14 protein-coding genes are annotated in these 14,528 nt (G+C 45.7%); 3 read left to right on the forward strand and 11 right to left on the reverse strand.

Features of this window, described 5'->3' with window-relative positions; translation table 11 throughout:
- A complete protein-coding gene (locus AACU28_RS08685; RefSeq protein WP_004729755.1) occupies positions 1–1,152 on the reverse strand; it encodes a CNNM domain-containing protein in 1,152 nt (383 codons plus the stop codon).
- 270 nt (positions 1,153–1,422) lie between these two features.
- Here AACU28_RS08685 and hupA point away from each other — a divergent pair, with 270 nt between their 5' ends.
- Together hupA and AACU28_RS08695 are read left to right on the forward strand one after the other, a co-directional pair.
- On the forward strand, positions 1,423–1,695 hold the full coding sequence (hupA, locus tag AACU28_RS08690) for a nucleoid-associated protein HU-alpha (RefSeq protein ID WP_004729753.1): 273 nt from the start codon (positions 1,423–1,425) through the stop codon (positions 1,693–1,695).
- Positions 1,696–1,742: 47 nt separating this feature from the next.
- The gene (locus AACU28_RS08695; RefSeq protein WP_004729751.1) at positions 1,743–2,441 is read left to right on the forward strand and encodes a DUF1481 domain-containing protein; all 699 of its coding nucleotides are present in this window, start codon (positions 1,743–1,745) and stop codon (positions 2,439–2,441) included.
- A gap of 181 nt (positions 2,442–2,622) precedes the next feature.
- Here the strand turns inward: AACU28_RS08695 and purD are convergent, their stop codons facing one another.
- Positions 2,623–3,912 (reverse strand): phosphoribosylamine--glycine ligase, encoded by a 1,290-nt coding sequence (purD, locus tag AACU28_RS08700; protein WP_017085998.1) that lies wholly within the window; start codon positions 3,910–3,912, stop codon positions 2,623–2,625.
- 181 nt (positions 3,913–4,093) lie between these two features.
- Positions 4,094–5,704 (reverse strand): bifunctional phosphoribosylaminoimidazolecarboxamide formyltransferase/IMP cyclohydrolase, encoded by a 1,611-nt coding sequence (purH, locus tag AACU28_RS08705; protein ID WP_121602811.1) that lies wholly within the window; start codon positions 5,702–5,704, stop codon positions 4,094–4,096.
- A 325-nt stretch (positions 5,705–6,029) separates the two neighbouring features.
- Here purH and zntR point away from each other — a divergent pair, with 325 nt between their 5' ends.
- The gene (zntR, locus tag AACU28_RS08710) at positions 6,030–6,470 is read left to right on the forward strand and encodes a Zn(2+)-responsive transcriptional regulator (protein ID WP_029222059.1); all 441 of its coding nucleotides are present in this window, start codon (positions 6,030–6,032) and stop codon (positions 6,468–6,470) included.
- Positions 6,471–6,560: 90 nt separating this feature from the next.
- Here zntR and fis read toward each other — a convergent pair whose 3' ends face one another.
- The 8 genes from fis to AACU28_RS08750 all read right to left on the reverse strand — a co-directional run bounded on the left by fis (position 6,561) and on the right by AACU28_RS08750 (position 14,520).
- Complete coding sequence (fis, locus tag AACU28_RS08715; RefSeq protein ID WP_004729744.1) at positions 6,561–6,857, reverse strand: DNA-binding transcriptional regulator Fis; 297 nt, start codon at positions 6,855–6,857, stop codon at positions 6,561–6,563.
- Between the two features lie 23 nt (positions 6,858–6,880).
- Positions 6,881–7,849, reverse strand: a complete 969-nt coding sequence (dusB, locus tag AACU28_RS08720; protein ID WP_004729742.1) for a tRNA dihydrouridine synthase DusB — start codon at positions 7,847–7,849, stop codon at positions 6,881–6,883.
- 136 nt (positions 7,850–7,985) lie between these two features.
- Positions 7,986–8,876 carry a 50S ribosomal protein L11 methyltransferase gene (gene prmA / locus AACU28_RS08725; RefSeq protein ID WP_121602812.1) on the reverse strand — a complete coding sequence of 297 codons (891 nt, stop codon included), beginning with the start codon at positions 8,874–8,876 and terminating at the stop codon, positions 7,986–7,988.
- Positions 8,877–9,064: 188 nt separating this feature from the next.
- A complete protein-coding gene (accC, locus tag AACU28_RS08730) occupies positions 9,065–10,408 on the reverse strand; it encodes an acetyl-CoA carboxylase biotin carboxylase subunit (protein ID WP_004729738.1) in 1,344 nt (447 codons plus the stop codon).
- Positions 10,409–10,423: 15 nt separating this feature from the next.
- Complete coding sequence (accB, locus tag AACU28_RS08735; protein WP_017083823.1) at positions 10,424–10,873, reverse strand: acetyl-CoA carboxylase biotin carboxyl carrier protein; 450 nt, start codon at positions 10,871–10,873, stop codon at positions 10,424–10,426.
- Positions 10,874–10,947: 74 nt separating this feature from the next.
- Entirely contained in the window at positions 10,948–11,397 is a 450-nt protein-coding gene (gene aroQ / locus AACU28_RS08740) for a type II 3-dehydroquinate dehydratase (protein ID WP_004729735.1), read from the reverse strand.
- A gap of 322 nt (positions 11,398–11,719) precedes the next feature.
- The gene (acs, locus tag AACU28_RS08745; RefSeq protein ID WP_017108601.1) at positions 11,720–13,669 is read right to left on the reverse strand and encodes an acetate--CoA ligase; all 1,950 of its coding nucleotides are present in this window, start codon (positions 13,667–13,669) and stop codon (positions 11,720–11,722) included.
- 218 nt (positions 13,670–13,887) lie between these two features.
- Positions 13,888–14,520, reverse strand: a complete 633-nt coding sequence (locus AACU28_RS08750) for a 3'-5' exonuclease (RefSeq protein ID WP_121602813.1) — start codon at positions 14,518–14,520, stop codon at positions 13,888–13,890.
- Positions 14,521–14,528: the final 8 nt, after the last annotated feature.

The raw sequence follows: 14,528 nt of genomic DNA on the forward strand, positions 1-14,528 counted from the left end.
TTAAGCGTCTTTTTTGTCTTCTTTTTGAACCTTGTCTTCATCCACTGACTTTGAGTCTGAGGTGTCGTTGTCTGTTAGAGTTTTTTCCTCTAGCTCGTCCTCTTCATCGCGGTTTTCGATAACACCGTGTGTTTCTTTCCACTGTTCCCAACGCTGAAATGCCAGTTCTTGCATGTCAGTTGTCTTATCTGCCTCGTCGACGATCTCTTCGCCCACTAGGTGCTCAAAGATATCTTCTAGGGTGATGATGCCCTGAATCGTACCGTACTCGTCAACTACTAAGGAAAGCTGCAGGCGGTTTGCCATCATTTGGTCAAAGGCTTTAGCCAAGCCCATGTTGTTCAGCAACACGTGGATAGGGCGCATTACTTCACCCAGAGCTTTCTCGCCACAACCCGCTTGTTGTAATCTAAACAGCTCCAGACGGTGCACAAAACCAATGATGTTGTCAGTTTGCTCGCTGTAAACTAATGGGCGCGAGAATGGTGTGTCTTTGTGCTGCTCTAGGAACGTATTCACGCTCATTTCGGCATCGACGCGGAATACAACAGGGCGCGGTGTCATCACTTGCGTCACGGGCACATCTTGAATGCCTAATAGGTTGCTCAGAATTTTTGATTCGCCTTCAGCAAACTCACCACTTTCTTTTGCCAAAATAGCCATTGCAGACAGCTCATCACGCATTTTTGGAGCTTGGTGGCCACGAGCAAGACGTTTGGTGATCTGTTCTGAGAACCAGACAAACGGTGTTAGGAAGAAAACCATCCAGCGAAGTACGTTTGATGATGCTGGAGCAAGTTGACGCCAGTAGGTTGCACCAATGGTTTTTGGAACAATCTCAGACAAAACCAAAATACCCAAAGTCAGTACGGCAGAGAATACACCTAACCATTGGCTACCAAAAACCACAGCCGCTTGTGCACCTGCCGTCGCAGCACCGATTGTGTGCGCGATGGTGTTGAGCGTTAAAATTGACGCGAGTGGGCGGTCAATGTCTGTTTTCAGTTTGTCTAAAGACTCTGCTGCAGGGTGCCCATTTTGTTTTAGTTGAGCAATATAGCTCGGACTAATACTCAAAAGTACAGCTTCTAAAACAGAACAAATGAAAGAAACTCCAATAGCAATGGAGACGTAAATAGTTAGCAGCAGCATGTTTGCCCTTAAATTAAATTGTACGCTTTAGCAGCGATTCAGCGTGGATTATAGAGATAAAGTAGTGGCTAGGTCATCATTAATTTGCCTCTCAGCCCCTTTTAAACAAGGGCTTGCTCAATAAAATCAGTAACAAATTGTGAGTTATTACTCATATTATGGCTAAAACTACGGCATTAGAGCTAAAGATCGACGACAAACCTTTGCCAGATGGGGCATTTATGTTTTAGAGTAAATTGAATTCAAAAATACAAAGAAGGGAAACCTAAAATGAACAAGACTCAATTAATCGACTTTATTGCTGAAAAAGCGGACCTTTCTAAAGCACAAGCTAAAGCTGCTCTAGAAGCGACTCTTGGTGGTGTTACAGATGCTCTTAAAGATGGCGATCAAGTTCAGCTAATTGGTTTTGGTACTTTTAAAGTAAACCACCGTGCAGCTCGCACTGGTCGTAACCCAAAAACTGGTGATGAGATCCAAATCGCTGCTGCAAATGTTCCAGCATTTGTTGCAGGTAAAGCGCTGAAAGATTCAGTGAAATAATCTAAACTGTACCGAGGTAGTCGTATTCCACCTCGGTACAGATTTTTATGAAAAAAGCATTTCTTCTCGTTTCACTATTATCTACATTCCTCATTGGCTGTTCATCGACCAGCCCCAGCAAAAACCTAGAGCAATTTGAAACTCACACCGGCGGCCAAGTCATGGGCGACGCGACAAGTTTTTACTGGGTTACTAATAAACTAACACAACCTCATTCTTCAGCTGACTATGTCACTGTCGGCGATTACGGCTGGTACCAAACTGACTATGCTTGGTCGGAAGGTATACTTCGTGAATTCGTTCGTGAAGGCGAACAGCGTAATTCATCGAATAAGTTGGTGCCTTATCGTGTTCATGTGCGTTTCAACAAGTCAGGCGAGGCTGTGTATCAGCAATATCGTATTGACAGCAAAATCTTACCTATCCAAGCCAAGCAGCTTGAAAACTATCAGAAAGAAGCGACGTCGGTTCTAGAGACCACAACGAAGCAGCATGATGAAGGGCTTAGGCTGATTCAGGGTTACTGGAATGGCAGCTCTTTTAAAACGTGCGCTGGTGGTGAGTTTGATCGCATTGAATTTAACCAGACCTTGCCAGGCTTCGTGATTGACCGATTGGCGTCTGTGGAAAGCTATGCGGCGTTTCTTGGCAGTGACTTACTCGGTAAGATGAGCGTAGAAGAGTTACTGATGCTGGCTGAAGACAGTCATGATTGTGTCGTAAGGCCATCGTTGCTGAAAGAATAGAAAGCAATCAAAGAATTAAGAGTATTTGGCCTACTGTAGGCTAAGTGCTTATTTGTCTGTACAAATACAGTTTCTGCATAGATGAGATAATAAAAAGGCGCCTATTGAGGCGCCTTTTTCTATTATTCACTTGCTGTCATTTGCTTACTTTTATTGGAAAGTAAGCGAGCAACAAGATTGTTTACTGCTCTTGTTCGCGCGCAATCGCACGGTAACCAATGTCATTGCGGTGGAACATACCATTCCAGCTAACTTGCTTCGTCAACGCGTAAGCACGCTCTTGAGCCTCAGAAACCGTATTGCCCAGTGCTGTTGCACAAAGTACACGGCCGCCGTTTGTCACAACGTCGCCAGCTTCATTATTTGTCGTACCCGCGTGGAAAACCTTTTGGCCTTCAACTTCGTTTGTTGGTAGTGAAATAACGTCACCTTTTGCGTAGTCAGCAGGGTAACCGCCAGCCGCAAGAACAACACCGATTGAAGCGCGTGGATCCCACTTCGATTCTGCTTCGTCGAGCTTCTCGTCGATAGCCATTAGGCAAAGTTCAACAAGGTCTGACTCCATACGCATCATGATAGGTTGCGTTTCTGGATCGCCGAAGCGGCAGTTGTATTCGATAACTTTAGGTGTGCCGTCAGCATCGATCATTAGGCCAGCGTAAAGGAAACCTGTGTAAGGTGCGCCTTCCGCGTCCATGCCACGTACCGTTGGGTAGATAACTTCTTCAAGGATACGGTTGTGGATTTCTGGAGTTACAACCGGCGCAGGAGAGTAAGCACCCATGCCGCCCGTGTTAGGCCCTGTGTCTTTGTCGCCAACACGTTTGTGATCTTGGCTGGTAGCCATAGGAAGTACGCTAGAACCATCAACCATTACGATGAAGCTTGCTTCTTCGCCTTCAAGGAATTCTTCAATCACCACGCGGCTGCCTGCTTCGCCAAAGGCGTTGCCTGCTAGCATGTCTTTGATCGCGTCTTCAGCTTCTTCAAGTGTCATCGCAACGATAACGCCTTTACCTGCCGCAAGACCGTCAGCTTTCACTACGATAGGAGCGCCTTGCTCGCGAACGTAAGCGATAGCTGGCTCAATCTCAGTGAAGTTTGAGTAGTAACCTGTTGGGATATCATGACGAGCTAGGAAGTCTTTAGTGAATGCTTTAGAGCCTTCAAGCTGTGCTGCGGCTTGAGTAGGGCCGAAGATTGGCAAACCTACTTCGCGGAATGCATCAACCACACCGATAACCAATGGTGCTTCAGGGCCCACGATAGTCAGTTCGATTTTTTTATCTTGAGCAAATGCGACTAAACCAGCGATGTCTTCAACACCGATGTTTACGTTCTCCAGTTTCGGCTCAAGTGCAGTACCTGCGTTGCCTGGAGCAATAAATACTGTTTCAACGTTTGGGTTTTGTGCCGCTTTCCAACCTAGTGCGTGCTCACGACCGCCAGCACCGATGATTAAAACTCGCATTGTAAAATCCTTAATCTCAAATATCTAAATATTTAAAAAAACAAAGTTATAAGTCTTGCTCAAAGTAGTTGGTGATGTGGCTAGGCAGCAATTGAGCCCATCCCCGGAATCATAGTCCGCTATGTGACCGGGGTGGGCGAAAGCAGCTAACGACGCCACAGTGCCAAATACGAAGAGGAAATTAGTGGCGGAAGTGACGCATGCCCGTAAAGATCATCGCCATGCCGTGTTCGTCTGCTGCAGCGATAACTTCGTCATCACGCATAGAGCCGCCCGGTTGGATAACACACTTGATGCCAGCTTCTGCTGCCGCGTCGATACCGTCACGGAATGGGAAGAATGCATCTGATGCCATCACACAACCTTCAACCTGTAGACCTTCGTCTGCAGCTTTGATGCCTGCGATTTTCGCAGAGTAAACGCGGCTCATTTGGCCAGCGCCAACACCAACCGTCATGTCACCCTTAGAGTAAACGATCGCGTTAGATTTAACGTACTTCGCTACTTTCCAGCAGAATAGCGCATCTTTTAGCTCTTCAGCCGTTGGTTGACGCTTAGAAACTACTTTTAGGTCGTCTTCAGAAACCATGCCTTGGTCGCGGTCTTGAACTAGCAGGCCGCCGTTAACGCGTTTCACGTCAAAACCAGTTGTCTTCGTTGTCCACTCACCACACTCAAGTAGGCGAAGGTTTTTCTTAGCCGCGACGATTGCTACTGCTTCAGCAGAAACCGACGGTGCAATGATAACCTCAACGAATTGACGCTCAGTGATAGCTGTTGCTGTTGCAGCGTCTAGTTCACGGTTGAATGCGATGATGCCGCCAAATGCAGACGTTGGGTCTGTTTTGAATGCACGGTCGTATGCTTCTAGGATATCTGTACCTAGTGCTACACCACATGGGTTAGCGTGCTTAACAATTACACATGCTGGCTGGTCGAACTCTTTCACACACTCAAGTGCTGCGTCAGTGTCAGCGATGTTGTTGTAAGAAAGTGCTTTACCTTGGATTTGACGAGCTGTAGATACAGACGCTTCTTCAGGGTTTGCTTCAACGTAGAAAGCTGCTGCTTGGTGGCTGTTCTCACCGTAGCGCATGTCTTGCTTCTTCTCGAACTGTTGGTTGAACGTGCGAGGGAACTTAGACTCTTTGTCAGCCTTCTTTCCTTCTTCATCAAGTAGAGAGGCACCGTATGATGGAACCATAGTGCCGAAGTAGTTTGCGATCATGCCGTCGTAAGAAGCTGTGTGTTCGAATGCTGCGATAGCGAGGTCGAAGCGAGTCTCTAGTGTTAGAGATTTATCGTTCGCGTCCATTTCAGTGACAACGCGCTTGTAGTCGTGTGCGTTTACAACGATCGTTACGTCTTTGTGGTTTTTCGCTGCAGAGCGAACCATTGTAGGGCCACCGATGTCGATATTCTCAACAGCGTCAGCAAGGGTACAACCTTCTTTAGCAACGGTTTCTGCGAATGGGTATAGGTTTACAACAACCATATCGATAGGGTTGATACCGTGAGTTTCCATCACGTCATCATCTTGGCCACGACGGCCTAGAACACCACCATGAACTTTTGGGTGCAGAGTCTTAACACGGCCATCCATCATTTCTGGGAAACCAGTGTAGTCAGATACTTCTGTAACAGAGATGCCTTTTTCAGCAAGCAGGCGAGCAGTGCCACCGGTAGATAGGATATCTACACCACGGTTAGCAAGAGCTTGTGCAAATTCAACGATACCAGTTTTGTCTGATACGCTGATGAGAGCGCGGCGAATTGGACGAGCGTTATTCATGCTTCCATCTTCCTCAAATTCATGGGGTTAAAATAAAGATATTTGCCAAAAAAGAACTTGTTTCTATCTTCTTAGCGTGGATTATCTTAGATACCAGTAAGAGATAAAATATTGGCCAGTTTTGGTAAAGACCTTTTGGGTTAGTCTTATGATTAAGCTATAAGATAACCAACTCCAAATTTGATGGCGCAGATTCTAACTAATTTATTACAAAAAAGCTCGCGCAATCGTTTGGCATCTCAAAATTAATTATGAAAAGTGCCATTTCAGCCTGAAAAGTAACGATAAGGTTAATTGTGGAATGGACGGAACAGTAGGAAAAAACATGTTTCAGATCGGTGAATTAGCGAAACGATGCGGTGTGACAGCCGATACCTTACGATTTTATGAGAAGAATAACCTGATCGCGCCAGCCAGTCGCAGTGAGTCGGGTTATCGCCTATATGATGAAAATAACCAGAAACAGGTAACGTTTATTCTCAAATCTAAAGCGTTGGGACTGAGTCTGGACGAGATTAAAGAATTGCTTGAGATTCGTCTCGAAGCCACACAGCACAGTTGCGCTGAAGTGAAATCAATTACCTCAGCAAAACTAGAGATGATCGATGAGAAGATTACCGAGTTAACCAAGATTCGCACTGCACTTAAAAAGATCAATGATGCGTGTTGTGGCCACGTAGACGACGATGCAAGCCATTGTTCTATTCTGGCAGCCTTGGATTCAGCAAACGTTGATAAAGAGCGCTGCTGTCGCACTGGAGAGTAATTAGCCACCTGTCACGGATCGACAAGCCAAAAAAAAGCCAAACTCAAAAAATGAGCTTGGCTTTCCATTCAATAAATTACGAAAGAACGATTAGTTCATGCCGTATTTTTTAAGTTTCTTGCGAAGAGTACCGCGGTTAATACCCATCATGGTTGCTGCGCGAGTTTGGTTACCGCGAGTGTACTGCATGATAGTGTCTAGTAGTGGCTGTTCAACTTCAGCTAATACTAATTCGTATAACTCGCTGACTTCTTGACCGTTTAATTGAGCAAGGTAATTTTTCAATGATGCTTTAACTGAGTCACGTAGTGGTTTCTGCGTGATTTGGTCTTGTGATGTAACTGTAGTTACTGTCAATGCTTCTGAAGTCAGATTTTGTTCGAACATATTCGGTCTAGCTCTTCTCGTAATTATGGTGCAACGTTATCAAAAAAACCTTCTAGCGCTTCAAGCTGCAGATCACCTGCTTCGAATGCGTTGAAGGTACGGCGAAACTCACTCGCTTGTTCATGTTCTTTTAGGTACCAACCCACATGCTTACGAGCAATTCGGGGGCCTAAAAACTCGCCATAAAACTCATGTAGAGCGTTCACATGACCAAGCATGATGTCTTTCACTTCCGAAATCGGGAGCGGGTCCATCGTGGTGCCGTTTTCCAAATAGTGTAGGATTTCGTTAAAAATCCAAGGACGTCCTTGGGCAGGTCGACCTATCATTAAAGCATCAGCACCGGTGTACTCCAGCACAAACTTCGCTTTTTCCGGGCTATCGATATCACCGTTAGCGATAACCGGAATAGATACTGCTTGTTTCGCTGCTTTAATGTGTTTGTATTCTGCCTCACCTTTGTACATACAAGCGCGAGTTCTCCCATGAAGGGCAAGAGCTTGTATGCCGCAGTCTTCGGCTATTTTCGCGATTTGAACACAGTTTCTGTTGTCTGTGTCCCAGCCTGTGCGCGTTTTCAACGTTACTGGAACGTCGACAGCATTTACCACCGCTTTCAGAATATCTTCAATGAGTTCTGGATGCTGCAGTAGGGCTGAGCCCGCAAGCTTCTTATTCACTTTTTTGGCTGGACACCCCATGTTGATATCGATGATTTGCGCACCGTTATCGACATTAAATTGAGCAGCCTCGGCCATAAGCTGTGGATCTGCACCAGCGATTTGTACTGAACGAATGCCCGACTCGCCTTCATGTACCATACGCTGCTGAGACTTTGACGTTTTCCAAACTTTAGGATTGGAGGACATCATTTCACTGACTGCCATCCCCGCACCGTAACGAAGACACAACTCACGGAATGGTCTATCCGTTACGCCAGCCATAGGAGCGACGATTAGATTGTTCTTAAGTTGATAATTTCCGATTTTCAAAAATGTCATCACAGTTCTGTACCAGCAAGGGCGCGCATTTTACGCATTTTTTCGCTGCGTGAAAAGACTAATATTTGAGCATTTACAATTTGTTTTTGTAATTTGTTTAAATTTCAATCAATTAGCGCTCAAAGTCTTACCTAGCCTGCTTCTGACCTGAGATTCGACACCATTCTTGTTGTTCAATGATCGGATCAATGTGAAGCTCATCACGATAATAAGTCGCAACATCTTCCGCTTGTGTATCTAAAACACCCGACATCGCAAGTACACCATTTGGCTTAACTAGGCCTTTAATGATGCCAGAAAGGTCGCGTAATGGGCCTGCAAGGATGTTGGCAACAACAACGTCGGCAAGCAAACCTTCCGGTTGATCTTGTGGTAAGAACACTTCTAGTTGCTCTGCCACGCCATTGCGTTGTGCGTTGTCTTTTGATGCAAGCAGGGCTTGAGGATCAATGTCGATCCCGATAACTTTTGCCGCGCCAAGTTTGATCGCAGCGATTGCTAGGATGCCTGAACCACAACCGAAATCGATCACGGTTTTGCCTGTAAGGTCTAAGCCTTCAAGCCACTCAAGACACAATGCCGTTGTCGGGTGAGTACCAGTACCAAATGCAAGACCGGGATCCAGCATTACGTTTACAGCGTCAGGTTCAGGGATATCGCGCCAGCTAGGGCAGATCCATAAACGCTCACCAAACTTCATTGGGTGGAAGTTGTCCATCCATTCACGTTCCCAATCCTTGTCTTCAATTTGCTCGACTTTATGAGCAAAGTCTGCAGGGAACATGTTGCTTGCTTTAATCTGCGCTAGAACGACACCAGTATCAGTCTCAGCGTCGTAAAGCGCGAGAATGTCAGTATCACCCCAAAGGCGAGTTTCACCCGGCAGAGGCTCAAATACAGGGGTATCTTGTGCATCCAGGAAAGTTACGGAAAGAGCACCAGTCTCTTCCATTAACATGTCGCCGATTTGTTCGGCATTTTCATTGGTCGCATTAAGCTTGATTTGAATCCAAGGCATGGCTGCATCTTCTATATGAGAAAAATTGGATGGGGAGTCTAGCAGAAAATATGAGCAAATTCATCAAAACACCGCGGATTATAAGAGGGATTATTGATTGATTTTTGCGAGTGTTTAAAAACAAAAATGCCCACCGAAGTGAGCATTTATTACTGTTCTACAGAGAACGTATTACGGAAGACTAGCTTCTATTGCAGACCAAGCTTCTTCTCAAGGTAGTGGATGTTTGCCCCACCGTGTTGGAAGTTTTCGTCGTTCATAATCGCTAATTGCAGCTCAGTATTGACGTTGATACCTTCAACAATCATTTCTGCTAGTGCGTTCTTCATACGTGCAATCGCTACGTCACGGTTCTCACCGTAAGTGATCAGCTTGCCGATCATTGAATCGTAGTGTGGTGGTACTGTGTAGCCAGTATAGATGTGAGATTCCCAACGAACACCCATACCACCTGGAGCATGGAAGCGCGTGATCTTACCTGGAGATGGTAAGAAACGAACTGGATCTTCCGCGTTGATACGACATTCGATTGAGTGGCCGCGCAGCTTAATATCATCCTGTGTGAATGATAGAGGCTGACCAGCAGCAATACGAAGTTGCTCTTTCACTAAGTCGATACCCGTTACCATTTCAGTAATCGTGTGCTCAACCTGGATACGAGTGTTCATTTCGATGAAGTAGAACTCACCGTTCTCGTATAGGAATTCAAATGTACCTGCGCCGCGGTAACCAATCTCAAGACATGCACGAGTACAACGGTCACCGATGTACTTACGCATCTCTTCAGTGATACCTGGTGCTGGCGCTTCTTCCACAACTTTCTGGTGACGACGCTGCATTGAACAGTCCCGCTCACCTAGGTGGATAGCATTGCCTTGACCATCTGCAAGCACTTGTACTTCAATGTGACGTGGATTTTCTAGGAATTTTTCCATGTAAACCATGTCGTTATTGAAACATGCTTTTGCTTCAGCACGAGTCATTGCGATAGCTTCTGTTAGTTCTTTTTCAGTACGAACAACACGCATACCACGACCGCCGCCGCCGCCAGATGCCTTGATGATTACAGGGAAACCAATGCGCTTAGCGTGCGCTTTGTTTTTCACTTCATCATCATCAAGAGGGCCGTCAGAACCCGGTACACAAGGTACGCCAGCTTTCTTCATTGACGTGATAGCTGACACTTTGTCACCCATCATGCGAATGGTTTCAGCTTTAGGGCCAACGAAGATAAAACCACTGCGCTCTACCTGTTCTGCAAAATCTGCATTTTCAGATAGGAAGCCGTAGCCAGGGTGAACAGCTACTGCACCCGTTACTTCAGCTGCGCTGATGATACGAGGGATGTTTAGGTAGCTATCGATACCACGAGCTGGACCGATACAAATGGTTTCGTCAGCAAGCAGTACGTGCTTAAGATCGCGGTCAGCTGTTGAGTGAACCGCTACCGTTTTGATGCCAAGCTCTTTACATGCTCGCAGAATACGCAGTGCAATTTCACCACGGTTCGCGATTACTAATTTATCTAACATAATGAGTGCTCTCTATTATTCGATAATTACTAGAGCTTGGTCGAATTCTACTGGTTGACCGTCTTCAACTAGGATAGCCGTTACAACACCAGATTTATCAGCTTCGATTTGGTTCATCATTTTCATTGCTTCAACGATACATAGCGTTTCGCCAGCAGTTACAGATTGACCAACCTTAACGAATGGTTTTGCATCTGGGCTTGGAGCGCCGTAGAAAGTACCAACCATTGGAGAAAGAACTTGGTGACCAGCTGGAACTGCAGGAGCTGCTGCTTCTGCTGCTACAGGAGCCGCCGCAGGTGCTGCCGCTACAGGAGCTGGAGCCGCTGCATATTGAATCGGTGCTGCAGATACAGGGCTGTTACGACTGATTCGTACTGACTCTTCACCTTCAGAGATTTCTAGCTCAGAAATACCAGACTCTTCAACCAATTCGATTAGCTTTTTGATTTTGCGAATATCCATTGTTTCTTTCTCTTTATCTGTTGATTGAACTTACTCTTTGACTGAGTAGGTTAGTAATAGTTCGTTGTTTTTATTTACTTTGCGTTGAGCTTGTTGAGCGCAGCCGTCAAAGCAAATTGATAACCTTGGGCACCTAAGCCACAAATCACACCTTCTGCTTTATCAGATAGGTAAGAGTGGTGACGGAATGGTTCACGTGCGTGAACATTCGATAGGTGAACCTCAATAAATGGGATAGCAACACCAAGTAGTGCATCACGCAACGCCACACTGGTATGTGTAAAGGCCGCTGGGTTGATAATAATAAAATCAACATTTTGATAAGCACTATGGATAGCTTCAATCAGTTCATACTCACGATTTGACTGTAAGTGAGACAGCTCAACATCTTGTGTTTTCGCTTGCTCGGTCAAAGAGCTAATAATCTGGTCAAGTGTTTGAGAACCGTAGTGTGCAGGCTCTCTAAGGCCTAACAGGTTAAGGTTTGGGCCATTTAAAACTAGAATGCGAAACTTTGTAGACATTGTGGGGCTATCTTCCTTTATCGTGTTTACGAATGTGAATGTTGCCATTTTATTGAAAATTTGGGGTTAATTTCCAGTAAGAAAAACCCAAATTTAAAAATTAGAACCAGATTATAGCTAATTCAGCGCAAATCGCAGCAATTTACTGGTCTAATCTCCTATAAGTACGGCATGGAATTGTTATCAACTTAACAAAAAACCACGATGGCCTTAATTTTATCGAAGATATTTGAGATCAAGATCAGCCATAAAAAAACCGCCACATAGGTGACGGTTTATTAATGGCTGTTTTAAACAGTGATAAGCTAATGTGACGGGTTGCTTATGCCAGTTCAGCTTTCTCTGCAATCAGTTTATCGACCACGCTTGGGTCTGCCAGTGTCGACGTATCGCCTAGGTTGCCAGTATCGCCAGTGGCAATCTTACGCAAGATACGACGCATGATTTTACCTGAACGAGTTTTCGGCAGAGAGTCTGTCCAATGCAGTACGTCTGGTGTTGCGATTGGGCCAATCTCTTTACGTACCCAGTCTTTGACTTCTTTATGAAGCTCTGCGGTTGGGAACTCACCATCATTAAGCGTGATGTAAGCGTAAATTGCTTGGCCTTTAATATCGTGAGGAATGCCCACAATCGCTGCTTCTGCAATCTTATCGAACGCCACTAGCGCAGATTCAATCTCAGCGGTCCCCATACGGTGACCTGATACGTTAAGCACGTCATCGACACGGCCCGTAATCCAGTAGTAACCGTCTTCATCACGACGAGCGCCATCACTGGTAAAGTACATGCCTTTAAAGGTAGAGAAATAAGTCTGCTCAAAACGGTCATGATCGCCGTGAACGGTACGCATTTGTCCTGGCCAAGAGTCAAGAATCACAAGGTTGCCGTCAGTCGCGCCTTCAATGATGTTGCCCATGTTGTCGACAAGCGCTGGTTGCACACCGAAGAATGGACGAGTCGCTGAACCCGGTTTTAGGTCTGTTGCGCCCGGTAGTGGAGCGATTAAGATGCCGCCCGTTTCTGTTTGCCACCATGTATCGACAATTGGAGACTGTTCGTTACCAATTGTTTTGTAGTACCACTCCCACGCTTCTGGGTTGATAGGTTCACCTACTGAGCCCATGACTCTTAGGCTGTCACGAGAAGTCCCTTCAACCGCTTCATTACCTTTCGCCATTAGGGCGCGAATCGCCGTTGGCGCAGTATAAAGAATATTAACTTGATGCTTATCAACTACTTCACTCATGCGGCTTGTGTTCGGGTAATTCGGCACGCCTTCAAACAGGATGGTTTTCGCACCATTGGCAAGCGGTCCGTAAACAAGGTAAGTGTGACCAGTAATCCAGCCCACATCCGCAGTACACCAGAAGGTTTCGCCTTCTTGGTAATCGAATACGTATTTGAAAGTCATGGCTGCGTAAACAAGGTAACCACCTGTGGTGTGCATAACACCCTTAGGTTTACCTGTTGAGCCTGATGTATAAAGAATGAATAGTGGATCTTCTGCATTCATCTCTTCTGGTGGGCAGTCTGCAGATACGTTTGCGATAGCATCATGCCACCACACATCACGGTGTTCGTGCCATGCAACATCACCGCCAGTACGTTTGAATACCACAACCTTCTCGATGTTCTTCACTTCAGGGTTAGTCAGTGCTTCATCGACATTTTTCTTCAGTGGAACAGCACGGCCGCCACGCACGCCTTCATCGGCAGTGATAACGACTTTAGAATTTGAATCGATAATACGACCAGACAGTGCTTCTGGGGAGAAACCGCCAAATACCACAGTGTGAACTGCGCCGATACGGGTACATGCCAGCATCGCAACCGCCGCTTCTGGAACCATTGGCATGTATAAACAAACCACATCGCCTTTACGTACGCCTTGCTCTTTCAGAGCATTAGAAAACAGGCACACTTCTTTGTGTAGTTCGTTAAAGGTTAGGGTTTTATCATCAGCAGGGTCATCGCCTTCCCAGATGATAGCGACTTCATCACCGCGCTCAGCAAGATGACGGTCGATACAGTTAGCCGAAACGTTAAGCGTGCCATCTTCAAACCAGCGAATATCAATGTGGCCTGGGTCGAAAGAAGTATTTTTTACCTGTGTGAAAGGTTTAATCCAATCAACGATTTTTCCGTGTTCACCCCAAAAGCCTTCAGGGTCAGAAACAGATTGCTGGTACATGGCTAGGTAAGTGTCATTATCCGCGTGTGTGGTTGATTTAATATTTTCTTTTACCGGATAAACGTGGGCTTCACTCATTGCATCTCTCCTTGTGCCTACATTCTTAATGAACTGGCAACTTCCTTTGTGTTCAGTTTCTAAGTCTATTACAGGACCGTCGTTGTGCTATCACTCTCGGCTAGGACGGCGATTTCCACAATTAGACTTTAGGATGAGACGCCGCTTTTCACTTACAAAATAGCGAGTTAAGTTCATTTTTGCGATATTGCTCTCTATGTAGAGAGGCAATGGTTGAATTAAGAATAAGAAGAGTTGAAACGAGGTAAATCACCGTGTTTAAGGCGAACAAAGATAAGGGCGGCGGAGATAGCGTCTTGTAATGCATCATGTTTATTGACAGGGATAGGTAGATCCAGCTGGCGACAGATGGCGTCCATACTAAGATCAAAATAGGCATTAGGTAGCTGTCTTTCGAGTTTTTCTTGATAGAGCTGGCTCACTTCGACTAACCGGTTAGGCAGTGGAAATCCGAGTTGTTTTAAACAGGCGCGGTCGAGAATTTTCTTGTCATAGCGGATGTGATAGCCAACTAAAGGGCGATTACCAATAAAGTCGAGCAGCTCGATCAAAGCCTGTTTCTCTTCGATACCATGCTTGAGATCTTGATGGCGAATGCGATGAATTTTGATTGAATTGCAATCGAGCGATTGAGGGGCTCGTAGCCGGACCTCGAAAGGCTGGCTGGTAATGATTCGATTACCAATGATCTTGGTCGCGGCAATGGTAACTAATTCCGCCTGATTGGGGTCGAGACTGGTGGTTTCACAATCGAGAGATACGTATTCGTGATTAGCAGACGCAGCAAACAGAGGCTGATAAGCAGAGCCTTTGAGTTTGTGATGCCAGTAATAACGAACCAATCTATTCATCGTTCAGC

The sequence above is a fragment of the Vibrio sp. SBT000027 genome (genome assembly GCF_963894355.1).
In the GTDB taxonomy this organism is placed as follows: Bacteria; Pseudomonadota; Gammaproteobacteria; order Enterobacterales; family Vibrionaceae; genus Vibrio; species Vibrio splendidus.